At 45.1% G+C, this 23,590-nt stretch carries 17 protein-coding genes, 1 pseudogene and 1 riboswitch; of the genes and pseudogenes, 11 read left to right on the top strand and 7 right to left on the bottom strand.

Features of this window, described 5'->3' with window-relative positions:
• Positions 1–95 precede the first annotated feature (95 nt).
• From EYS00_RS11975 to EYS00_RS11925, 10 genes and pseudogenes are all read left to right on the top strand, one after another.
• Positions 96–923: an ABC transporter ATP-binding protein gene (locus EYS00_RS11975; protein ID WP_130636859.1), complete on the top strand. Its 828-nt coding sequence runs from the start codon at positions 96–98 to the stop codon at positions 921–923.
• Positions 920–1,924: an iron ABC transporter permease gene (locus tag EYS00_RS11970; RefSeq protein WP_130636857.1), complete on the top strand. Its 1,005-nt coding sequence runs from the start codon at positions 920–922 to the stop codon at positions 1,922–1,924. The genes EYS00_RS11975 and EYS00_RS11970 overlap by 4 nt, the downstream gene beginning before the upstream one ends.
• A gap of 12 nt (positions 1,925–1,936) precedes the next feature.
• Positions 1,937–3,004 (top strand): nicotinate-nucleotide--dimethylbenzimidazole phosphoribosyltransferase, encoded by a 1,068-nt coding sequence (cobT, locus tag EYS00_RS11965; RefSeq protein ID WP_130636855.1) that lies wholly within the window; start codon positions 1,937–1,939, stop codon positions 3,002–3,004.
• A 3-nt stretch (positions 3,005–3,007) separates the two neighbouring features.
• Positions 3,008–3,774: pseudogene (locus EYS00_RS11960) on the top strand (adenosylcobinamide-GDP ribazoletransferase).
• A 12-nt stretch (positions 3,775–3,786) separates the two neighbouring features.
• Positions 3,787–4,320 carry a bifunctional adenosylcobinamide kinase/adenosylcobinamide-phosphate guanylyltransferase gene (gene cobU / locus EYS00_RS11950; RefSeq protein ID WP_130636848.1) on the top strand — a complete coding sequence of 178 codons (534 nt, stop codon included), beginning with the start codon at positions 3,787–3,789 and terminating at the stop codon, positions 4,318–4,320.
• Position 4,321: 1 nt separating this feature from the next.
• Positions 4,322–4,972 (top strand): histidine phosphatase family protein, encoded by a 651-nt coding sequence (locus tag EYS00_RS11945; protein ID WP_130636845.1) that lies wholly within the window; start codon positions 4,322–4,324, stop codon positions 4,970–4,972.
• 13 nt (positions 4,973–4,985) lie between these two features.
• Positions 4,986–6,449: a cobyric acid synthase gene (locus tag EYS00_RS11940; RefSeq protein WP_130637255.1), complete on the top strand. Its 1,464-nt coding sequence runs from the start codon at positions 4,986–4,988 to the stop codon at positions 6,447–6,449.
• Between the two features lie 10 nt (positions 6,450–6,459).
• Complete coding sequence (cobO, locus tag EYS00_RS11935) at positions 6,460–7,065, top strand: cob(I)yrinic acid a,c-diamide adenosyltransferase (RefSeq protein WP_130636843.1); 606 nt, start codon at positions 6,460–6,462, stop codon at positions 7,063–7,065.
• Positions 7,065–7,946, top strand: a complete 882-nt coding sequence (locus tag EYS00_RS11930; protein WP_130636841.1) for a cobalamin-binding protein — start codon at positions 7,065–7,067, stop codon at positions 7,944–7,946. The genes cobO and EYS00_RS11930 overlap by 1 nt, the downstream gene beginning before the upstream one ends.
• A gap of 87 nt (positions 7,947–8,033) precedes the next feature.
• Positions 8,034–8,197: riboswitch (cobalamin riboswitch) on the top strand.
• Positions 8,198–8,332: 135 nt separating this feature from the next.
• Positions 8,333–10,177: a TonB-dependent siderophore receptor gene (locus tag EYS00_RS11925; protein ID WP_130636838.1), complete on the top strand. Its 1,845-nt coding sequence runs from the start codon at positions 8,333–8,335 to the stop codon at positions 10,175–10,177.
• A gap of 134 nt (positions 10,178–10,311) precedes the next feature.
• Here the strand turns inward: EYS00_RS11925 and EYS00_RS11920 are convergent, their stop codons facing one another.
• From EYS00_RS11920 to glpK, 7 genes are all read right to left on the bottom strand, one after another.
• The gene (locus EYS00_RS11920) at positions 10,312–11,601 is read right to left on the bottom strand and encodes a hypothetical protein (protein WP_130636836.1); all 1,290 of its coding nucleotides are present in this window, start codon (positions 11,599–11,601) and stop codon (positions 10,312–10,314) included.
• Between the two features lie 111 nt (positions 11,602–11,712).
• Positions 11,713–13,842, bottom strand: a complete 2,130-nt coding sequence (locus tag EYS00_RS11915) for an alpha-galactosidase (RefSeq protein WP_130636834.1) — start codon at positions 13,840–13,842, stop codon at positions 11,713–11,715.
• 223 nt (positions 13,843–14,065) lie between these two features.
• Positions 14,066–15,523 carry an SLC5 family protein gene (locus EYS00_RS11910; RefSeq protein ID WP_130636832.1) on the bottom strand — a complete coding sequence of 486 codons (1,458 nt, stop codon included), beginning with the start codon at positions 15,521–15,523 and terminating at the stop codon, positions 14,066–14,068.
• A gap of 20 nt (positions 15,524–15,543) precedes the next feature.
• Positions 15,544–16,293, bottom strand: coding sequence for a SapC family protein (locus tag EYS00_RS11905; protein ID WP_130636829.1), 750 nt, complete (start codon positions 16,291–16,293; stop codon positions 15,544–15,546).
• A 13-nt stretch (positions 16,294–16,306) separates the two neighbouring features.
• Complete coding sequence (locus EYS00_RS11900; protein WP_130636827.1) at positions 16,307–17,839, bottom strand: tryptophan halogenase family protein; 1,533 nt, start codon at positions 17,837–17,839, stop codon at positions 16,307–16,309.
• Between the two features lie 115 nt (positions 17,840–17,954).
• Positions 17,955–20,768, bottom strand: coding sequence for a TonB-dependent receptor (locus tag EYS00_RS11895; protein WP_242618752.1), 2,814 nt, complete (start codon positions 20,766–20,768; stop codon positions 17,955–17,957).
• A gap of 281 nt (positions 20,769–21,049) precedes the next feature.
• Positions 21,050–22,534, bottom strand: a complete 1,485-nt coding sequence (gene glpK / locus EYS00_RS11890; RefSeq protein ID WP_130636824.1) for a glycerol kinase GlpK — start codon at positions 22,532–22,534, stop codon at positions 21,050–21,052.
• A 159-nt stretch (positions 22,535–22,693) separates the two neighbouring features.
• Here glpK and EYS00_RS11885 point away from each other — a divergent pair, with 159 nt between their 5' ends.
• Positions 22,694–23,452, top strand: a complete 759-nt coding sequence (locus tag EYS00_RS11885) for a DeoR/GlpR family transcriptional regulator (RefSeq protein ID WP_130636822.1) — start codon at positions 22,694–22,696, stop codon at positions 23,450–23,452.
• The last annotated feature ends 138 nt before the right edge of the window (positions 23,453–23,590 follow it).

Raw genomic sequence — 23,590 nt, 5'->3', positions numbered from 1 at the left:
AAACATAGATTCTCCTTTAGGCAGCTTGCTAGCAAAGCAGTTGCTGGTTTCTGTGCGCGTTGTATTCCTCACTTTTTTTAGAGTGATTGTATTTCATGGTGTTAAAGCCAGCGCTACGCGTTGAAAACATTAATTATCATATAGAAAAACACCATATTCTCAGTGGCGTATCTTTTGACGTTGCCCAAGGGCAAATTTTTGGATTGCTTGGCCCCAATGGTGCAGGAAAGTCTAGTTTACTCAACGCTATTGCTGGGCTGACAGATTTTGATGGCGATGTGTTTTGGCGTGATGAGTCACTGCGACGGCTATCAGCGCAGCAGCGTGCAAAAAAGCTTGCCGTAGTGCATCAAACTAATGCGCCTATATTTGCTTTAACGACGGAGCAGGTAGTGGCAATGGGGCTCCTACCTCATAAATCGCTGCTGTCTCGCCATTCGCGACATGATAAAAAAAGTGTGTCTCAAGCCCTTGATTATGTGGGGTTGCAACACAAGCGAACTCAGGCTTTTAGTGCGTTATCCGGTGGTGAGCAGCAACGTTGCTTAATAGGCCGTGCGTTAGTGCAGCAAGCTTCACTGCTCGTGCTCGACGAGCCCGTAAATCATCTCGACGTATATTACCAGCATCAAATATTGGGGTTGTTAAAAACACTGGCTAAAACTCAGGGCAAAACCATTGTCATTAGTCTTCACGATTTGAATTTGGCGAGTAAGTATTGCGATACCATTGGCGTGTTGCAACGGGGACAGCTCAGAGCAATAGGTGCGCCAGAAACTGAAATTACGCATGAACTCATCCAGCATGTGTTTAGTGTGGATAGCGATATTAGAACCAGTACCAAAGACGGACGAATCAAAGTCGATTTGTACCCTAGTATAGAAGGGCATTCTTCGTCCCGCTCAGAGGATACTTTACAGTGAAGTTCAAATGGATCCTCTTAGTGGTATTGGCCATGGCTGCTCCAATAGGCAGTTTATTTTTTGGTGCTGCCAGTCTTTCAGTACAAGACATTACCGGTTGCTTGGTCGAACAATGCAGTAGCGTGGTGAGCGAAAGTATATTCTGGGATATTCGGTTTCCAAGAGTCATGGTGGGGTTCTTAGTCGGTAGTGCTCTGGCCATATCGGGTGCCACACTTCAAAACGTGACGCGAAACAGTTTAGCCGATCCGTATCTCTTCGGTGTGGTATCTGGTGCAGGGTTTGGTGCCAGTATCGCGAGCTTACTTTTTGCTAATGAGACCTTTTTAGCTGCCCCAATACCGCCAGAAATTAAGCCGTTTTTGCTTCCTATGTTCGCTTTTACGGGGTCTTTGCTTGCAGTGCTTTTAGTCAGAAGCATTGCTAGTTCTTCACTCGGAGGACGAATTGAACACATGTTGCTGGCAGGGATTGCGGTGTCATTTATGCTCAGCGCTTTAACTCATTTTCTACTCTTTATCGGTGACCCTTATGCAACCAATCAAGTGATTTTTTGGTTAATGGGAAGCTTGTCGCGAGTGGATACGGCGTATATGTGGGGGTTATTGGGCATCGTAATGGTTTGCACAGTCTTGCTGATGCTGCTTGGCCCCAGATTAGACGCCTTGTTACTCGGAGATGAAAGCGCTCTGACGTTGGGTGTTAATGTGCAGCAACTCAGAATGCTCTGCCTTGTTGTGTGTGCTTTGCTGACGGCTGTGGTCGTTGCTTACTGTGGTGGCATCGGTTTTGTTGGGTTAATGATTCCCCATATTGTGCGTCGTTGGTTTGGCGTCACTAGCAGAAGGCTCATGCTTGGCTGTGTGTTGTTAGGTGGTATTTTTATGGTATGGGTTGATGTTATTGCTCGCGCCGCCGTTCCAAACCAAGAAATTCCTATTGGTATCATTACGTCTGCCATTGGTAGCGTGTTTTTTCTGCTTGCTATGCGCAAAACATAAATGAGTTTATACATGTCTACGCTTTCTTCTATTTTCGACGCAGTTACTCCTTTGTCTTATGGTTTTGACAAGGATATTCGTTTAAAGATTGATAACAAAACCAAACCGCCTGGAGCGCTCGGGCAATTAGAAACGCTAGCGAGACAAATGGCGAATGTGCAGTGTGAACTGCATGGTGAGTTTGTTGAACTCGAGGTGACATCGCCAACTATTATGGTATTTGCCGCCGACCATGGTGTTGCTGTCCACGGGGTAAGTATTGCGCCACAAGCCGTCACCGAGCAAATGGTTCATAATTTTTTAGCCGGTGGGGCGGCTATCAACTGTTTTTGTTCAGCAAACGACGTTCGTTTGAAAGTCGTAGATTGTGGCGTTATTGAACCAATAACGTCTGACAGCGACAACTTTGTCGTTTCACGAATGGGGGCGGGCACTAAAGACTTCTCTGTTGAACCAGCGATGTCCCTTGGTCAGGTTGAAGCGGCTATATCTCAGGGGGCTGCCTTGGCTTTTGCTGAACTTTCACAAGGGACAAATGTGATGGGGTTTGGCGAGATGGGTATAGGCAATACAAGCAGTGCATCAGCTATACTTGCCGCGCTTAGTGACATGCCTGTTAACGAATCCGTTGGTTTAGGTACTGGGATAAACCATGACCAACTATTTGTTAAACAACAGCTTGTTCAACAAGCACTGTCTCGCATACAAGGTGCTACTGCATCGCCACTGATTGTCTTGCAAGAACTAGGTGGTTTTGAAATTGCCCATATGGTGGGCGCTATGTTGGCCTGTGCAAGTGAGAAAAAGCTGATCCTTGTTGATGGTTTCATTTGCTCTGTGGCAGCACTCGTCGCAGTTAAGTTGAAGCCGGAAGTGCGAGACTTTATGGTGTTCTGTCATGCCAGTGCAGAGAAAGCACATGAAAAGGTAATGCAGGTATTAGATGCACAGCCGTTGTTGAATTTAGAGATGCGATTGGGAGAAGGTACTGGTTGCGCTCTCGCTATACCATTGTTACGAGCGGCGGCAGCGTTTTACAACGACATGGCCACCTTTGAAAGTGCGCAGGTTGTGCTTTAGACAATGACAGGGAACATGAGAAAACACGTTAATTTAGTTTTGCTCAACTTGGGTTTCTTTACTCGTATTCCCGTATTCCAATGGGCCAAGTATAGCGATGAGGAAATGGCCCAGTCTCGACGCTACTTTGCGGTGACAGGATTGTTGCTCGCTGTCCTGTTAATCGGCCTGTACACGTTTCTTTCTCCCTTCTTACCCAGCAGTGTTGTTGTAGTTTTGCTGATGACAGTAAGCGTTCTGCTTACCGGTGCTCTCCATGAAGATGGCCTTGCAGACGTTGCCGATGCTTTCGGCGGCGGACAGGACAAAGTGCATAAGCTAGCCATTATGAAAGACAGTCGTTTAGGGACTTACGGGACCTTAGCGATAGGATTAGTATTGCTGGCAAAGTTTGCGGCCTTTGAAGCTCTCATCGAAGCACAGCGTTTGCCTATTGCTCTTTTAACCGCGTATGCCGTGTCTAGAGCTTTTGCGCTGCTTCATATTGGGACTTTACCTTATGTGTCTAGTTCACAAAGTAGCAAAAGTGGTCCTGTTGCTTGGCCAATGCAATCTCAAGATTGGCTGGTGCTTTTTGCTACCGCTGGTATCTGTATTGTTTGGTTGTCATTGTGGGAGTGCATTGCTATTGCCTTAGTGTGTGGTGTGCTTTTTTTGTTTTGAACAGCTTTATGAAACGTCATATCGAGGGATTTACCGGAGATACCCTAGGCGCCGCGCAGCAAGTGCAAGAAATAGCTATTTATACCGTGTTGCTGGCTAATAGTTGAGGGAGCTTGAGCATGATTCATTTTGTGATTGGTGGTGCGCGGTCGGGTAAATCTGCTTACGCTCAGCAAATGGTTGAGCAATTGAGCGGCCACAACACATCTTCCGTGATTTACATAGCGACAGCAGAGAATATTGATGATGAGATGGATAAGCGAATAGCCCATCACAAGAATAATCGTCCCGAAGATTGGTGTGTGAAAGAGGTGCCTCTTGACCTAGTTTCACAGCTCGCTTCATGCAGTGACTCCCAAGTTATCCTGGTGGATTGTCTCACCCTGTGGCTCAACAATCAGCTGCATTATTATCCCGAACAAGATTTTGATGTGCTTTTCGAACAGCTGTGTCATGCACTGACCCATTGCAAAGGCAATGTGGTATTGGTCGCCAATGAGGTAGGGCTTGGTGTTATTCCTATGGGAGACATTAGTCGCCGCTTTGTTGATTTGGCAGGTTGGTTAAATCAGGCAGTGGCAAAGGTATCGACTCGGGTGACTTTTATGGCAGCCGGTTTACCTTTGACCATGAAACCTCAAGAGACAGCGTAATATGCTCCCTGATTCATCCAATGTCACTACCTTCGACTTAGTTCGTCACGGTGCGGTAGATGGTCCTGCGGCATTATACGGGCTAACAGACATCGAGCTAAGTGAAGCAGGTGATAGTGCGGTAAGCAATGTGCTGACTTGGCTTCCTGCGATCACTCATGTTGTTACTTCACCGCTAAAACGATGTAGTAATAGCGCTCTCGAACTGGCGAAACAAAGAGGCGTAGCCGTAGACCAGCTTGAGGAAATAAAAGAATGCCATTTTGGTGAGTGGGATGGCGTACCCTTTGAGAGTATGGGCGCTGAGTGGAAAGCCGTTGAGCAGTTTTTCTATTCACCTTTTGAAAACCCGCCACCACAAGGGGAAACCGTAGATGCACTTTATGACCGTGTTACCCGAGGGTGGGATTACATTACCGCAACCCATACCTCTGGACACATCGCTGTGATTTGTCATGGTGGCGTCATTCGCCAGATCCTCGCCTTTATTCTTGGGCTTGATTGGCGTAGTCAAAAGCTATATCGGCAGCTAGATATTCGTTATGCCAGCGTTACTCGAATACAAATTGCTCGCTTTGCTGGTGCCGTGCCGCAAATAAAATTTATTGGCCTAACCGCAAGCGAACTACAACATCAGTCGATGGGGAATTGAAGTGACTAAACTCATGGTGCAAGGCACTACCTCAGATGCGGGAAAAAGTACCCTTGTCGCAGGCTTGTGTCGATGCCTATTGCAACAAGGAGTGAAAGTCGCTCCATTCAAACCGCAAAATATGGCGCTGAACAGTGCGGTGACTGCTGAAGGTGGAGAGATAGGTCGTGCCCAAGCAGTACAAGCACAGGCAGCGGGTATAGAGCCCCATGTCGATATGAATCCCATATTGCTCAAGCCCAGTTCAGACACGGGGGCACAAGTGATTGTTCATGGTAAGTCTGTTGGTGATATGCAAGCCAAGCCTTATCACGAATATAAAACCCAAGCGATGTCGGCAGTAATGTCGTCTTTCACTCGATTGCAATCGGCATACGATGTTGTGTTAGTTGAGGGGGCGGGCAGCCCTGCCGAAATCAATCTACGAGATCGAGACATTGCCAATATGGGTTTTGCTGAAGCCGCTGATTGCCCAGTCATTATTATTGCAGATATAGACAAGGGGGGGGTGTTTGCCCATTTGGTGGGTACACTCGCCTTGCTATCACAGAGTGAACAAGACCGTGTGGTAGGTTTTGTAATTAACCGCTTCCGCGGTGATATCAGCTTATTGCAATCTGGGCTCGACTGGTTAGAAGAGAAAACGGGAAAGCCGGTGATAGGGGTATTGCCTTACCTTCACAATCTTCAGCTTGCCGCAGAAGATGCCATTAATGTAGAGCAAACTGATGGTGTTGAACCTGCCAAAATCACCGTAGCTGTGCCCGTGTTCAGTCGCATAAGTAATCATACTGATTTTGATATGCTTCGGGTTCACCCCCAAATAAACCTAGTGCTAGTACCACCCGAAAGTGACATACCGCCTGCTGATCTTATTATATTGCCGGGCAGTAAAAATGTGCGCGCAGATGTTGCCATGCTTCGCGCAAACCAATGGGACCTTCAAATAAAGCGCCACCTAAGATACGGCGGAAAAGTATTGGGTATCTGTGGTGGATATCAAATGTTGGGAGAGTGGATAGATGATCCCAATGGGGTTGAAGGCGTTCCTGGAAAGAGTGATGGATTGGGGTTACTACCCATACAAACTACCCTTGAGCAAGAGAAACAACTCACCCGAGATAGCGGTAAATTGTTGCTCAGTAGCGGTAGTGACTCAACAGCAGACTGTTCAGTATCGGGCTACCAAATTCACGTTGGCCAGTCTCGTATTACCGATAACGCGGTGCCTTTTGCCAAGTTAAATAGTAGCGAGAACGACGGATGCATATCCGTTGATAATCAAGTGGCGGGTACATACCTTCATGGTGTGTTTGACAATCCTCAAACCTTGGTTGAAATCATCGCTTGGGCAGGTGCTGATATTGCACTCACCCAAACCTATGACGCTCTTCAGGAGCAAGAAATTAATCGCATGGCTGACGCGTGTAGTACCCATTTGAATTGGGACATTTTATCAAAAATTATGCATTTATAAGGGTAATCCAATGACCACTGACAATAATGATAAAAGTCGCCATAAGGCGCGAATGCAGGAACACAAAGCGAAAGTGGACGAGCGCGTGGCTCAAGCACAAGAAGAAAAAGGCATTCTGATTGTTATTACCGGTAACGGTAAAGGTAAGTCTACCTCTGGGTTTGGTACAGTGACTCGAGCGGTGGGGCACGGTATGTCAGCGGCGGTAGTGCAATATGTAAAAGGTACATGGCCTTGTGGTGAACGCGACCTATTGATGAAATGCGGCGTACCGTTTCATGTAATGGGTACTGGGTTTACTTGGGAAACCCAAGATAAAGAAAAGGACATAGCTGCTGCCCAGAAGGCGTGGGAGCAAACCAAAGTGTGGTTGAAGGATGACTCCATTGACCTTGTTCTGTTGGACGAAATTACCTATATGCTCACCTATAAATACCTCGACGTAGACGAGGTGGTTGCGGCATTGAGTGAACGTCCAAAGCATCAAAACGTGGTAGTTACGGGCAGAGCCTGTCATCGCAAAGTTATGGATATTGCTGATACCGTCAGTGAAGTTAAATCAATAAAGCATGCTTTTGATAATGGTATCAAAGCACAGCAAGGAATCGATTGGTAATGAAAAAGGTGACGATGTTTGTGAGTAAACTAGTGGCTGTTTTAGCAGTGTTGCTTGTTTCGGGAGTGACATTCGCTGAAAGTACCAATCCCAAACAAAGTCACCGCTTTGTCGTATTAGCACCGCACATTGTGGAGTCGATGTATGCCATAGGTGCGGGACACCAAATTGTGGGTACCACAGACTACGCCGATTATCCTGTCGAAGCGCAGCAAATCCCTCGTATTGGCAATTATGCCCGTATCCAAATAGAGCGAGTTATAGAGCTTCAACCCGACGTTATTATTGCCTGGAAAACAGGAAACCCACCAGATGACCTCGCTAGACTACAACAGCTTGGATTTGAGGTGGTGTATTCACACCCAGAGCAACTAGAAGACGTGGCCAGTGAGCTAAAAATGCTTGGGCAGTTAACTGGCAGGTCACAAACTGCAGAGCAAATAGCGACTGACTACCTCAGTGAGCTAGACACACTCAAACGCAAATATGCCAATGCCACTCCTGTATCGGTCTTCTATGAGCTGTGGTCAAGACCACTACGTACTGTGGCTGGGAATGCATGGCCCCAGCAACAAGTGGCTTTGTGCGGAGGCGTGAATCCCTTCATGGACGCCGCTGAAGACTACCCGCAAATTGGTTTAGAAAGCGTGTTAGAACAACAGCCCCAAGTGATTATACAACCCACTCAGCATGGAGAGTCTGCTATCGACGGAATTACTTGGCAAGATTACGACTATTTGTCAGCGGTAGCTAACGGGTTTATCTTTCATCCAAACTCCGACAAAGTCCATCGTATGACCACTCGTATGCTTGATGAGCTTTCGATATTGTGTACCCACCTGCAAACCGCAAGAGACTTCTACGCTCAACAAGATAAGTAATATCAACTGTGTCTAACAGGCGTTTGACATTGCTCTTAACTATTTGTAATGTTGCCGCGCTTTTAGGTGCCTGTCGGCCAGACGCTATTTAATTGTTTTTGAATAGGATTCACCAAGCTGGTCTGGATAGGTTAAACGGGAAGTGTGGTAATGCGTCACTGTGTGGTGTGTGACGTTAAGCCTCCGCTGCCCCCGCAACGGTATCTCTTTTTAAGAGGAGCCCGACACCGGCCTAAAGTACATTATTTTTGCGAATGGAGCGGAGGGCTTCATTGGAATGCATCGACTTGGCCTATGGCTTTGATATAGCACTACCTTCTTATAAACGTGCTATTGCATACCTTTCCCCTCCCTCAATCGTTATTGTAAAACGCATTGAGGCACACATGAAAACGAATAAACTTACGCTAGCGATTGCACTCTCTTTGAGCTCAAGTGTAGTACTTGCGGAATCACAACCTACCGATATCAGTGGCATTGAGCATGTTGTTGTGTCGAGCCGCGTTGCTGAGCCACTGCGAGAGCTTGCAACGTCAGTCACACTTATCACCCAAGAAGAAATAGAACTTCGTGGTGTAGTAAACCTAGCTGACCTTTTGAGGTTACAGCCAGGTATTGCTGCATCTAATTCTGGTGGAGCAGGCGCGGCAACAAGCGTGCGCATTCGCGGCGAAGAAGCTTTTAGAACTTTGGTACGTATTGATGGTGTTGATATTTCTGACCCTACCGGAACACAAGTACAGCCTCAGCTAGCGCATTTGTTAACGAGTAATCTGGCGCGTATAGAGATACTTCGTGGTGTGCAAGGTATGGTGTATGGTGCTGATGCTGGTGGTGTTATCAATATACAAAACCAAGCTACAGATGAAGCATTTGCTGGCAATGTGGCTGCAGAAGCAGGTACCTTCGACACTTATAATTTAAGTGCGAATGTGGGCGGTAACACTGACGATGTGAACTACTTCTTCTCTGCTGCAGACTTTTCAAGCGATGGATTTAATCGCAGAACCGCCGATAGTGACCTTCAGGACGACGATGGATACGACAACTCAACCTTTCATGGAAAAGTAGGTTATAGCTTTAATGATAGCTGGTCGGTTAGAGTGGTTGGTAGACATACTGAAGGCGAGACCGAGTACGATGGTTGTGGCTTTGGCGACAGCTACAGCCATGATTGTACAAGTGATTTTGAACAACAAAATGTTCGCGGTGAACTCAATTACCAAGGTGATACGAGTCAGCATCAGTTAGCCTACGCGAAAACTCTAGTGGAACGCGAATCCTTCAATACCGGTGTTATGGACTTTTTCGCTAAAGGTAATGTCGAGCGTATCGAGTACTTAGGACAGAGCGAAATTTCAAACACTGGTCAATTGGTATACGGCTTCGACTGGGAGCAAGAAACGGTGACCTCTAGCGATTTGACCCGAATTCAAAAAGGCTACTATGTGGAGTATCAAGACGAACTAACCAGCCAGTGGTTCGTCACTGCAGGTGTTCGTCACGATGACAACGAAGACTTTGGTGAGCATACCAGCTACCGCGTATCATCTGCTTATCTGCTATCGCTAGGTGACAATACGGTTAAGTTCCGAGGTGCCTACGGCACGGGTTTCCGTGCTCCAAGCTTGTTTGAGATCAACTACAACAATAGCTTTGGTTTCTCTCCAGCAACAGATACGCCATTAAAAGAAGAAAAAACTTCGGGTGTGGAGTTTGGTGCTGAGTTATACACAGAACAGGGCTCTACATTCCAAGCAATCTACTTCAACCAAAAAGTAGAAGACGGTATTAGTTTTGATTTAGCAGCTTTCTCTGGCTACGTGCAAACCCTAGGTATTGCCCGTTCGGAAGGTATTGAGCTTATTGCCGATTGGCAGTTAGTGGATACGATCAGTATTATCGCCAACTACACATACAATGACGCGAAAGATATTGCAGACGCTGCTCGCCTACGCCGCCCAAGACATTTAGCTAACTTAGGTGTGCAATACGCAGAAGGTAAACTTAGTGCATTGGCTAATGTTCGCGTATCTAAGGATGCCATTGATGTGGGTGGTATCGCTTTGGACGATTACGAAGTAATAGACTTGGGTGCGACTTACTCCTTGTCTAACAACTTCGTATTAACTGCTCGCATTGAAAACCTCACAGACACTGACTACCAAGAAGTAACAGGCTTTAACGTTGCAGGTCGCACATTTAACGCAGGTGTACGTTACTCTTTCTAAGCTAGTGACCGCGGAGCCTAGATGGCCCCGCACCGTATATTTAGGTGTGCCCATATTGCTGGGCACACTTATTCACTGACACTGTGCTCTTTTCTTCGGTTTTGCGACCCTTACTTTGTACTACCTGTTGTTATTTAGTCCTGATCGGGTGAGTAATAAAAAGGGACGCTCCAATGGTACTCAAGTTCCTCGCCTAAGGTCTTTATCACAATCAAGCTATGATTGCCTCGCTCAGTATTGGATAAGTCGATATAGGTAACAAAGCCGAGTTGACCTGTCGTTGGGTGATAAGCATAACGAAGCTCATTCTGAACTTCTTGGTCATTTACTAAAATAGAGTAAAAGCGCTGGTAGCAGCTAGTTTCGTGAGCATCGCGCAGAATGCTTACTTCTCTGTCACTCTTGTCTTCCGGCGCTTCAAACTCTTCACATTGCTCTTTGAGTATGGCTTTTTCGTGGCGCATGCGTGGTATGAAAACTCTCAACACGGTGTCGGTAATTACATCAGATGAAATTTCTGGGCCAATCAAAAACTCGAAATGACTGTTGTCACTGCGATACACATCTGGGCGATGAACGTGTTGCGACAAATAAGTTTCGCTATCTATTAATAAAGTAAGATCGGATTTAGCGAATTTGATGCCTGCGACTATACATCCAAAAAATACGAAGCCTATGACCATATAGGCAATATGCTTTTTCCGCTTGAAGTTTGAACCGAAAGTCATGCTTATTTGCAGTGCGCTTTTGTATATTGGCCCCAGCATTATCATATTGGTCAGCTTAACGATACGGAATAGAAAGAGCTGAATAGTGTCGTTGTCTTTGATTTTTTGAATATTTGAAAGAAAGGTGAGGAGTCCTTGCAAACCAGCGAGTACGACTAGCGTAAAAATGGGAAGTAGCAATATCCAAGTGGGTATCAGTTCATTGAGTATGTTAAACAGCATTAGATAAAGTGCACTCAATACACTGAAATAAGCATAAACCACCACACTTACAAAGGCTGCTGAGAATATTACACTGCAAAGCTCGTCGACTTGGTCGATGGTGTGTGTAAGTTTTGGGAGCAAGTCTCTAAACTTATTTGTGTACAACTTAGAGTAGGCACTGTCTTCCAAGCCATAGTCCGGAAAAACAGAATTAAGCCCAACCAGCCCTATCCAGTATGACCTCAGCATAAAATGAATGACAAACATGGTCACGAGTACGCTGACGGCAATCATCCCCATAAATACAATGGTATAAGCATAGAAATACTGATCAGGGTGAAGAATATCTACCGCCCGATAAATGGTCCAGTCGGTGAGTTGAAACAGTTGGAAGGCGGCGAATGTAGCAATAGCAGATACTAAAAGTTCGGCTTCCCAACTTTCTTCTTTAAGTCGCTGAAGCCAACTCCGAGAGCCAGTAGTTTCTTCCATAAATATCGCCGTTGCAGTGTGTGGTGTTGTATTTTAAACACAAATTAGCAAGAAATATGGGGAAAGCCCAGTGTGTTGGCCCAACTTTGCCAACACACTGATAAAACATGGTTAAACTGCTTTAACGCTGTAAATTAATGAGGTTTGTGGGAACAGAACCGGTAGTTGCATACCAAAGCGCATCAATGCTTCACCGGTAAACACTTGGCCGTCAGTTTTTTGCAAAATAGACGGTGAATACTCTTTCAGTGTGTTGGGCCAAACACGGCTCAGTGTGTATGATTTGTTGGGATCCAATCCAACAAACTGAAACTTATTCGGTGTAGTGCGAGTGGTTTCTTTTACACTGTTATACGCAAACAAAGCTTCTGATTTGTCTTTAGACACATAACCAAAATTCACGTTAAGTCCATCGTCGTCCATGCGGAATAAGTCTCCGCCGTGGGTAATATGGCGATGTGCTTTGTACAGGGCAATAGCTTCCTTCAACGTTTCTTGCTCGTGGTCGGTAAGTTCTCGGGGGTCCATTTCAATCCCCATATGTCCAAACATAGCTACCGCTGAACGAAGCTCGATGGAAAGGTTTCTACCCGTGATATGACAGTCTCGTGGGCCTACGTGAGCACCCATAACTTCTGATGGGAAGAAGAACGAAAAGCCTCGTTGAATGTATAAGCGGTCGAGGGCATCGTTAGAGTCTGAAGTCCAGAAGCGGTCGGTGTGCGGTAAAATACCCAAGTCTACACGTCCGCCCCCAGAGCAACAGCTCTCGATTTCAATACCCGGACGCGCGGCTTTAACACGGTCGATAAGCTCATAAAGCGCCTGCATTTGTCCATGCATGGCTGGCTGACCATCAAGGTTGCCGGGATGGTTGACGTCGCGGTTCATGTCCCATTTGATGTAGCTAATTTTAGGGTAGGCGGTGAGTATGTCGGTAATGACCTTGTATAAATACTCAACCACTTCAGGGTTGGTGAGATCCAACACGTATTGATGTCTGAATGGCACATGAGGATTGTTATTGGTTTGCAACGCCCACTCTGGATGTGCGCGGAATAAGTCGCTGTCTGGGTTGACCATTTCTGGCTCAAACCAAATACCGAACTCCATGCCTAATCCCGTTACGTGGTCAATTAGTGGATCTAAACCGTCAGGATAAATTGCCTCGTCAACAAACCAATCACCCAACCCAGCATGGTCATGACGGCGGCCTTTAAACCAACCATCGTCCAAAACAAAACGTTCGATACCTAACGGGGCGACTTTGTCTGCAAGGGTTTTCAGGGTATCTACATCATGGTCAAAATAAATACCCTCCCATGTATTGTAGTGCACTGGGCGGGGCTTAGATTCTGCCGAATGGGTAAGTATGTTTGCGCGAATATAATTATGAAACTCTTGTGATAACAGTGACAATCCTTCACTCGCATAGCCGCTGTAAAGTACTGGGCTAGTGTAGCTCTCACCTTCTGCTAGTGATACTTCACCCGGGAAGAGTAGCTCACCAAATTGAACGTAACGTCGACCATCAGCCATCAAGTCTGCGCGTATACTGTGATTCGCAGAGGCGCCTAAATGAAAACCATAGCACTCGCCTTGTTGCTCGGTGGTACCTTTAGGAAAGGTGATCAAGCCTGGGAAAGTATCGTGAGAGGTTTTTCCTCGGCGGTTTTCACGTACATAACTACCAAAGTTCCATTCTTGGTCTGAGGTAACAAACTCGCTTGACCAACGCCCTTCGAAGCTGCGAATGGTATCTACGTGAGAAGACAATGGAATACTTGCTGCGTTGAGGAAATTGACGTTTACTTTATCGCTCCCATCATTCTGCACTGTGCTTTGGTAGCTGACCACACTGGTATCTGCGTCCAGGGTGACTTTTGTGATAAGAGTGAGTTCGCGGTTGTTATCTGAAGCTTTGAACACAACACTTAGACCGTCTTGTTCTATTGCTGTGAGTTCAAAGCCAGCAGACCATTGGTCTTTACTGCCATGAACTTGTAAGCCCGGTGAACCTGTTACACCCTCGCCATGAGTAGGCACTAAAGATATAGGTGGCTCGATAACGGGGGCACATTTCGCTTCTTGGCGAGTGCTAAGAATGCCCAACATAGCAGGCGTCGTTGCATCGTTAAGTACCGCACCGTAATACATTAATGACGGCATACGTCCTTGGCAGTCAAAGATTAGCGTAGTCTTTTCGTTAGACAGTTTGATGAATGTTGGAAGAGACGACATTTAAAACCTCTCAAAACAAAGATGTTAGTCTAAGCAGACTAACGAAATTATTAGGTGTGTTTACCATAATAGACGGTTTAGCGAATATCGCTCACTCTCTCAAGGTAAACGTTTACTCTCTGCTGTAGGGAAAGTGAATATTTACTTACTTTCCATCTTTTTATCTACTTACAACAGAGGTCGAGGGCGAGTACGCCCTCGGGTACAGAAGATAGAAATGTCTTTACGCTTCGCTCTTGTACAACGCGAGTGTAAATTCAGCTTTCTGATTAAAAATAACTCGGTTAACAATCAGGGCAAACGATACGCATGAGATGAGCGTTACAAACATGAGGTGGATGTAGTGAAGCCCAAATGGCGCGTATATAGGTGATACTTCAAATGACATACCTGCATACATTGCTACGCCAACTACCACAGCTCCAATAGCCGCAAATGCGTGAACGTTTCTAAACAGTAGGCCAACAATAAATACTGAAAGAATTGGCATACTCAATAAACCGTAAAGCTTCTGGATAAGGTTAATGATACTGTCAGCTTGCTGGTATACGGGGATCAGTGCGAGAGATACTAAACACAAAATTACCGTTACAAAGGCACTCAACTTAGGCACGTTGGGCGACTTATTAACGTAGCTCTCGTGGATATCACACACATACAAGGCTGTTGCTGAGTTCAAGTTACTGTTAAATGTGGTGAGTACCGCTGCTGCCATTGCCGCAGCAAAAACGCCAGATAACCAGTCGGGTAGTAAAGTGGCGACAATCCTCCCATAAGCACTATCACCAATGTCACCGAATAACTTGTAAGACACGATACCTGGGATAACGATGATCGCTGGTACAATTAACAAGCGGATCCCTGCCGCAGCAAATACACCTTTTTGCGCCTCTTTTAGCGACGGCGCAGCCATGGCTCTTTGAGTGATAACTTGGTTAGTCCCCCAATAGAACATCTGAATAAAGATCATGCCGGTAAGTAGTGTGTGCCAAGGGATAGGTGATTCATCATCACCAATTAGCGTAAGACGCTCTGCGGGAATGCCATCGAAGTTATAGTCGATAGCCTGAAGTGCAAGTATTACCACCAACACTGCCATAGTAAGCAACAATACACCCGAGTATGTATCTGATACCGCAACAGCACGAAGACCACCGAAGATGGCATAAAGCGCACCAACAATAATGAATATTACGGCGATATACATGAGAGGCAGTTCTACGTTGAACATAGACTGCATGAATAAAGAGCCAGAATAGATTACTGCTGGACAGAATATGAGAGCACTACCTAGGAAGAATAAGGCACTTATTACGGCACGGATATGCTTGTCGCCATATCTCTGTTCTAGAAGTTCTGTGGTAGTGGTACATTTGAACTTGTAGTAAACAGGTAAAAACACTTTGGCTAGTACGAAAAGCCCCACAACTGCAGACAGTTCCCAAAGGGCTAATAAGGCCATTTGGTTACCGTTCATGCCTACGAGTTGGTCTGTACTCAGGTTGGTAAGCGTAATACTACCAGCAACGAAGTACCACGCTAGACCGCCTCCAGCCAGAAAATACTCTCGGTTTTGGTTTTGTGAATTTCTATTTTGTCCGCGACAACTCAAATAGGTTAAGAAACCAATGAGCGCTGTCACAAAAACAAAAACTGACAACTGAAGTGTGTTGGAAAACATTCAATAGCTCCTGGTTTGAGTTATGACTTTGAAGTTTCGAATTTAATGTTGCTAACCATTCGGTCGGCAAACTTATTGTTATGAAGTCGAATTACTCGATTAACTTGAAAAATAGAACCAAGAATATTGAAAACCACTGACAACAGACCCTGTTTATTGAGGGACTCTAGTGCTCCAGGAGAAAGGTTTTGTAACTTCATTTCGTTGAGCGTTGCCAAGCCACCAATACGTTGTTGGGTGTTATCGGCATACTCAATGATAAGATCTACTGCTTGTATCAACTCTAGCTTGTTGATCTCGTTAACTAACGCAACACTTTGCTGCATTGCGCCTATGCGTTCAGAAAGTAGTTTCTTTTTGTTGTCTAAATAGGCAGTAGGACGAAGACTCTCTAAAAACAGTGCTTCTCCGCCATTGGTTACTATCGAAGGCGAACTTTCATCGATATGAATCGTGGGTTCGGAATTACCTTCCATCAACTGTGTAGTGAAAGGTAAAGTGCGCAGACTCAACGGCGTATACTGAGCATGCCAATTCCCGTTGAGTTCAAAGACGTTTTCTTGCGGAGCAAAACCGCATACGGCTGAGATTGTCCATGTTTGTTGGTTAGCTACTTTGGTGAAGAATAGCGGAAACTCGCTGGCAGCCTGCACTGCTTCTTTTACCTCAACATTTACCAAATGAAATGTTGAAAAAGTTGTCGCCAATTTAGATTCGTCTACACCGATTGTGTTATGCGTTTCAGCGCTGAGTGGTTGAAAGTTTGCCATGTAATTATTCTCGTTAGCTCGCCAACCACTGAGCAATATAGTCTCTGTGGTTGGGTAGGCTACTTAGTTTTTGCTGAGTAATGAGCTGATTTTGCTGAATAACCTTTGTTGCTAAATCACGCTCGTTGTAGAAATGAGATTGAAGAGAAAAATCTGGTGAAAATCCCATTCCGTAAAGAACATATTGATAGCTAGCTGCCGGGAACAACTCGATAGCAGCCGAAAAATCAGCGATTTGGGGTCCGCGGTACTTCCAGATTTCTAAATCTTCTTTTAGTGAATCTGGAATTGTTGCTGGATTGCGATTAGCCACCCAATAGTCTTCACTTCGCTGATTGAAAATATAGTGAAGCTTGAGAAAATCGATGATACGTTGCCAGCGATATTGCATTTGTTTGTTGAAGCGCTGACTCACGATGGGCATAGCTGCATTGGGAAGTGGCATTTGTTCTGCGACGAATCGTGCAGAAATTTCGATAAGCATGAGCGCAGTGGCTTCAAGTGGTTCGACAAAGCCAGCAGCAAGGCCAATACCAACTACATTGCCTTTCCAGATGTTTTTGCGGTATCCCGAGTTAAAACGGATAACGCGAGCACTGAGCTCGCCCGCTTGGTCACCCACATAGTTTCTTAGTAGGGTCTCCGCTTTATCATCTGAAATAAAATTGGTGGAATAAACGTGTCCTACGCCTCTGCGCGAAGCAAGGCCAATATCCCAAATCCAACCCGCTTCTTGTGCAGTGGCTTGAGTGTATGGCTTGATTTCATAGTCACCCTCATAAGGTACGTGAAGCGCCAAGGCAGAGTTGTTAAATAGCACATCGTCAGTTGACACTAAGGGCTCTTGTAGCGTTTCGCCCAGCAGCAAAGATTTGAAACCAGAGCAATCAATGAACAAATCGGCAGATAAACATTCACCATTATCTAAGGTGATGCTTTCAATGTTGTTGGTGCCATTAGACTGCACTGATAACACAGTAGCTACTGTATGTTTAACGCCCAAAGTGGATTTGCTGAATTCGCGAAGCTGATCTGCAAACGCGCCTGCGTCTAAATGATATGCATAGTTCGATTGAGCACTACTGTATTCTTCTTCACTCAGCGTACGAGGCGCCATGTTGTGTTCGCATACGTGCTGCTGAAAATTGGTGGCGTTGGCAAACTCCGCAATATTGTCAACGTAGGGCGCCATCTCTACTCTTCCGTAGCCTAGCGGTACCGTGAACGGGTGATAGTAGTAATCATTGTTACCTGCCACCCAATTGACAAATTTTCCACCCTGCTTGAATGCGGCGGAGCAGCGCTTGAATACTTCTTTTTCAGACAATCCTATATCTTTTAGTGTATTGCGCATGGTTGGCCATGTACCTTCACCTACCCCAACGGTGGGAATGTCACTTGACTCAACAAGGGTAATATCTAGACCGCACTCTCCATCTGCCACTTTGTGCTTAGCGGCAATAATTGCTGCCGATAGCCATCCAGCGGTTCCACCGCCGACGATCACAATTTTTTGTTTCGAAGAATTTTGAGATGTCTGATTCATAAATGCCAATACTAGCTGATGTGTTGGGACAACATTTATTCATAGGCTTGCTGATGGAGTCAATAAGCCTATGAATAAATGGCAGGGATTTAACCCTGCCAAAACACACTCTAATTTAGAATGTACCGCGAATACCAACCGCGTAACGTGAACCGTTATCTTCAATTGAGTAGATTTGATCTTCAAAGCGACCAAATTGTGTCAATTCTTCTTCGGTTACGTTGATGCCCTCAAAGAATACCGTGAAGTTTTCGTTGATGTCGTAACTCGCACTTACATCCCATTGGCCATAAGTGTCTGTAGTTACTGGCTCACCAGTTGCACCGCCAACAGCAGTGTTATCTAGTGCGAATAGGAAAGACTCACGGTTGTTAAATGCAACACGCGCTTGGAACGCATCTTTCTCATAGAACAAGATCAAGTTCTGTGAATCACCAAGGCCAGGTAGAGCGAAGGTCTGTTGAGTATCACCAGATACTTCCGCGTCACTGTTTACTACCGTAGCGTTAGCTGTCACACCGAAACCATTATCCCAAACATGAGTAATAGCAATCTCGTAACCGTTTACTGTTGCAGTTTCGCCGTTTTGAGGACGAGTTACAGTGTAAATCTCGCTTTCACCATTCAGCTCTTCTGTATCAGCAACTACGTCGCGATCTGGATCTTGTGGATCAAGTGACACACCCACTGCACAATTATCTTCCGCACAACGATAACCATCAGCAGCGCTACGGTCAGTCATTGAGTAAGACTCTTCACCTGATAGCGTTACGATGAAGTTTTCAACTTCTTTGCTGAATACTGCAAACGTAATTGCAGAATCGTCGCTGTAGTACCACTCAAATGATAGGTCCCAGTTTTCAGCTGCAAAAGGTTGTAGACCAGGGTTACCACCGCTTGCTTGAAGGTTCTGACGACGAGGCTCACCAAATGTTGTTGCTGGTGACATCTGTGACATCGTTGGACGAGTCAGTGAGTCGTAGCGAGAGAAGCGAACAATCATGTCGTCTTGTACTTCTAACTTAACGTTCAAGCTTGGAAGTAGGTTTGAGTATGACGATGTTCCCGTAATGTTTTCGGCCGGAGCGAAACGGTTAGCGAACAGTGTCAAGTCAGTCGTAGGAACGATATCTGAAATGAATGCCTGAACCGCAGATACTGAGACGTCAGTCTCTTCGTAACGCGCGCCAAAATTCAAGGTTACTGGCATGTCACCAATGTCATAACCAAATTCAAACTGTGCGTAGAGCGCAGTAACATCTTCTTCGATGGTGTAGTGGTTAGGTTGAAGCGTAGGTACTACCGCGGCACCTTGAGACGCCAAGTAATCCAAGTAAGCTTCGCCGTCATAGGTGTACCATGTATCAATTAGACCGCTAAAAAAGTTTTGCGCAGTGAAAGGACGAATATTTAGTTCGTCAATCGGTGCAGCAACACCGTAACCACAGAATGCACATTGTGATGCAAATTCTTGATAAACGTATTTTTCACGCTCTGAGCGTAGCACACCAAAGTCTGCTCTACGGAAAACGTCAGAGTCTGGTAGGTAAGTGAAATCAGCTTTGTATTCAGTTACATCGTCTTCTGATGCGACAACATTACCTAAATCGTTATAGTGCAAACGGTTCAGAGAAATATCAGGCAGATTACCGTTACCAAAACCATCATGTTCAACGGTTGGTACGCTACCTGTGCCATCAAACGAGTAGTTATTGATGATACCGATTACGTTGAAGCGACCTTCACCCGCAATGTCGTTTTCAGCTGACGATGTTGAAACATCAAACTTAGCGGTAAGTGCATCGTTGATCATCCATTCGACATTTAGGCCGAATCCGTTATTTGTGACGTCACGAACGTTACGGCTAGTTGAAACAAAGTCAGACGCAGGGTTACCTGAACCTTGGTGTAGATCGATCTCTTGCGTAAAGCGAATCGCTGTACCTGTATCCGGGTTTACAGTTGCTGAACCAACACGGTCTGGTTCGAACCATGAAGCAAGGTCGGTTACTTGAGAATCAACTTCGAACTTAGACACAAAACCATCAAGAGTAATAGTGACGTCGTCAGAAGGGGCAAACTGAGCAACAAGTGACGCGTTGGTACGTGTACGATCTTGTTGATCAACTACCTGATCCCAGTTACGAGGAAGGTAAACGTTATCAGCAATAATACCGTCGTTGCGGTTTGATAGTGTCAAACCTGGGCGCCAGCCTGCAGTTTGAATACGGTTAATTTGAACTTGGCGCTCTTGATGAGAAACTGCAAGTAACAAACCGAATTTGTCGTCAGCGAATGTATTGCTCACCAAGAATGAAGCTTGTGGTGAAGTCTCTTCAGAGAGGCTTTCGTACATGCCCTTAACGCTGCCCACTGCTTGGAAACCGTCGTAATCAAACGGACGAGCAGTAGAAACGTTGATAGTAGAACCGATACCACCAGATTGAAGGTTAGCTACACCACTTTTATATATATTGGCGCCTGTAATTTGGTCTGCGGCCAATACGTCAAAGTTGAATGCTCGACCTTGGTCATCCGACGCAAGTTGGCGACCGTTTACAAGAACGGTGTTAAACTGCGGGCCAAAACCACGTACCGTTACTTTTTGACCTTCACCGCCACTTCTGTCAATCGATACACCGGTAATACGTTGTAGTGATTCGGCAACGTTTAGATCTGGAAACTTACCTAAGTCTTCTGCGGCAATACCATCAGAAACGGCAAGACTTTCTTTTTTATCTGACATTGCACGTTTTAAACTGCTAACAATACCGCGAACTTCGATAACCTCAACTGGGGCATCAGCGGCTTGTGCGTTTGATTCTTGTGAAAGTGCAACAGGAGCGTGTAGAGCAGAGGCGATGGCAACACCTAGTAGTGAGCGTCTCGCAATCGGACCTAACTGTGATGTGTTAATTTTATGTGTCACTGTGTTTTCTCCGTGAGTAGGCTACGTTTTTACGTACTTATCGATAAACCCTGTGCTTAATAATGGCTGTTAACACAAAGTTTACAAATATTTTTTGTTTATCGCTTTCTATATCACTTAACTATTTGATAATTATATTTTTATAAATACTAGGAAGAAGGTGAAACGTTTTCCTAGTTGCGTGCATGTTAACACAAAAAATAAATGTAATGATAATGTTATAAAAATAATTTTAAAAAATAGGTGTAATTTCGCTACGTTTTTGTAACTTTTAGTGATTTTTAACTACATCGAACCCGATCAACTGCATTTTTCCAACCTTTATAAGCAGCGTCTCGCTCTGCTTTTGTAAGTCGTGGAGAGAATACGTTTTCTCTGCTCCATTGTTCTGAGAGTTCTTCGGTAGAAGCGAATAAACCACACTGGAGGCCCGCTAAATAAGCTGCCCCCAATGCTGTAGTTTCTGTATTTTGTGGGCGCTCTACGTCGGCACCTAAAACGTCAGCTAAGAAGTGCATTACCCAGTCATTATTGGCCATGCCACCGTCTACGCGTATAGTGGTAGGTCTTGCACCGTCACTTTCCATGGCCTTTTGAAGGTCTTTTGTTTGATAGCAAACAGACTGAAGGCCAGCTGCAACAATTTCATTGATTCCAGTGTCACGAGTTAAACCAAATATTGCGCCTCGTGCATTTGGATCCCAATATGGCGCGCCAAGACCGGTAAATGCTGGTACTAAAAATACGCCATTGTCTTTCTTTGCACTCATAGCAAGCGCTTCTGACTCTGAAGCATTGCTAATAAGTTTGAGACCATCTCTAAGCCATTGGACTGTTGCCCCAGCCATAAAAATGCTGCCCTCTAGGGCATAGGTCGTTTCGCCATTCAAGCGATAGCCTATGGTAGTTAACAAACGGTTTTGTGAACGTAGAGGTGTAGTGCCGGTGTTCAAAATCATAAAACAACCAGTACCATATGTACTTTTAGCCATACCCTTCTCGAAGCAGCACTGCCCAAACAAAGCAGCTTGTTGATCACCCGCAACTCCTTGAATTGGAGCGGTGTGGCCGATAATACTATTATCTAACTCACCAAATTCAGCAGAGCAATCCAGTACTTCCGGGAGCATACATTTAGGAATGTCGAATTTGGCGAGGAGTTTGTCGTCCCACTGTTGGCTATGAATATCAAACAACATGGTTCTAGATGCGTTAGTCGCATCTGTCTTATGAGATTGCCCGCCAGTTAAACGCCATATTAGATAGGTATCGATGGTGCCAAACAGCAGATCACCTTGAACAGCGCTCTCTCTGGCTCCTTCTACATTATCAAGTATCCAAGCGATTTTGGTTGCAGAAAAATAGGGGTCTAGAAGTAAGCCAGTGGTTTCAGTAATGTAATTGGTAAAGGATGTGTCCTTACTGAGTTCGCTGCACTGCGCAGAGGTTCTTCTGTCTTGCCAAACGATCGCAGGGTAAACTGCTTTCCCCGAGTGTTTGTTCCACACAAGTGTGGTTTCTCGTTGGTTTGTGATACCAACGGTGGCTATTTCTGTTGCTTGAACCTCTGAACTTTCTACAACCTGCCGAACCGTTTGAATAACACTTTCCCAAATTTGTTCTGGATCGTGCTCAACCCAGCCATCATTTGGATAGTGTTGAGGAAATTCGCTTTGAGCCATTGCTACAGCTTCTCCAGAGGGAGAAAAAATAATGCTGCGTGAGCTAGTTGTGCCCTGATCGATAGCAAGAATGTACTGACCCAAAACCCGTCTCCTAAAACTTATTTGACATAAAGTGTGCATCATTTACACACATTTAACAATCATAATTTTCGATTTCGAACATTTTTGTGTTCGATATTGGGATGATGATAGGGCTAAGACCTAGTATAATGTTCGTTCTTTAGTCAAGAGAGCGCGGTGATGAACCAATCCCAACGACACGAAAAAATAATAAATTTGATTAAACAAAATGGATTTATGTCTATTGACGATTTGGTGTCACAGTGTGCGGTAACCCCTCAAACCATTCGGCGTGATTTAAACCAACTAGCTGAGGATGGAACAGTAAGTCGTTATCACGGCGGTGCTGGTTTAAACCGAAGCTGGGAAAACACCCCATACAACGAACGAAAAACGCAAAATAGAGAAGTGAAAGAGAAAATCGCGGAAGCAATTGCAGCTATGATACCCGATGGTGCGTCGCTTTTTATCAACATTGGTACTACTACGGAAATGGTTGCGAAGAAGCTTCTCAACCACAAAAACTTGCACATAGTCACCAATAACATTCATGTTGCAACCATTTTGTCAGCAAAAGAAGACTTTTCAGTCATCATTGCGGCAGGTGAAGTTCGCTTCAGAGACGGTGGAATCATTGGCGAGGCTACTTGTGATTTTATTAGTCAATTTAGGATGGACTACGGCATTATAGGTATCAGTGGTATTAGCGCTGATGGTGCACTATTGGACTTTGACTTTAGAGAAGTAAAGGTATCTCAAGCGATATTGCAGCACACACAAAAGGTCATTCTTGCTGCCGACTATAGTAAGTTTCAACGCCGAGCTATGGTGGAGCAAGGGCATATTTCTCAGGTTGGATGCTTTGTTTGTGATAAAACGCCACCACAAGCGATTAAGAAAATCTTGGATGATAATAGTATAGATTTTATTCAGGCGTAGAGTGACTTAGCCTTCACATATCATTTAAAAAACCGCTACTAAAAGCGGTTTTTTAAAACTTCTTAATGTTCGTTTGTGTTCGTTTTGTGTTGACATGGTTTCGTTTTGGATGTCAAATAGCCGCAAATATCGACGTAA

It is taken from the genome of Alteromonas sp. KUL49 (assembly GCF_006538345.1).
Lineage (GTDB): Bacteria > Pseudomonadota > Gammaproteobacteria > Enterobacterales > Alteromonadaceae > Alteromonas.
Note: the sequence above shows the minus strand (reverse complement) of the source record. Positions and strands in the feature narration are given on the sequence as shown.

What these genes read in the sequence shown, in the direction of transcription:
- EYS00_RS11885 (WP_130636822.1), top strand. Translation starts at nt 22,694, where the DNA reads ATGAACCAATCCCAACGACACGAAAAAATAATAAATTTGATTAAACAA.
- EYS00_RS11920 (WP_130636836.1), bottom strand. Translation starts at nt 11,601, where the DNA reads ATGGAAGAAACTACTGGCTCTCGGAGTTGGCTTCAGCGACTTAAAGAA.
- cobU (WP_130636848.1), top strand. Translation starts at nt 3,787, where the DNA reads ATGATTCATTTTGTGATTGGTGGTGCGCGGTCGGGTAAATCTGCTTAC.
- cobT (WP_130636855.1), top strand. Translation starts at nt 1,937, where the DNA reads ATGTCTACGCTTTCTTCTATTTTCGACGCAGTTACTCCTTTGTCTTAT.
- EYS00_RS11900 (WP_130636827.1), bottom strand. Translation starts at nt 17,839, where the DNA reads ATGAATCAGACATCTCAAAATTCTTCGAAACAAAAAATTGTGATCGTC.
- cobO (WP_130636843.1), top strand. Translation starts at nt 6,460, where the DNA reads ATGACCACTGACAATAATGATAAAAGTCGCCATAAGGCGCGAATGCAG.
- EYS00_RS11930 (WP_130636841.1), top strand. Translation starts at nt 7,065, where the DNA reads ATGAAAAAGGTGACGATGTTTGTGAGTAAACTAGTGGCTGTTTTAGCA.
- EYS00_RS11945 (WP_130636845.1), top strand. Translation starts at nt 4,322, where the DNA reads ATGCTCCCTGATTCATCCAATGTCACTACCTTCGACTTAGTTCGTCAC.
- EYS00_RS11975 (WP_130636859.1), top strand. Translation starts at nt 96, where the DNA reads ATGGTGTTAAAGCCAGCGCTACGCGTTGAAAACATTAATTATCATATA.
- EYS00_RS11915 (WP_130636834.1), bottom strand. Translation starts at nt 13,842, where the DNA reads ATGTCGTCTCTTCCAACATTCATCAAACTGTCTAACGAAAAGACTACG.
- EYS00_RS11925 (WP_130636838.1), top strand. Translation starts at nt 8,333, where the DNA reads ATGAAAACGAATAAACTTACGCTAGCGATTGCACTCTCTTTGAGCTCA.
- EYS00_RS11905 (WP_130636829.1), bottom strand. Translation starts at nt 16,293, where the DNA reads ATGGCAAACTTTCAACCACTCAGCGCTGAAACGCATAACACAATCGGT.
- EYS00_RS11910 (WP_130636832.1), bottom strand. Translation starts at nt 15,523, where the DNA reads ATGTTTTCCAACACACTTCAGTTGTCAGTTTTTGTTTTTGTGACAGCG.
- EYS00_RS11940 (WP_130637255.1), top strand. Translation starts at nt 4,986, where the DNA reads ATGGTGCAAGGCACTACCTCAGATGCGGGAAAAAGTACCCTTGTCGCA.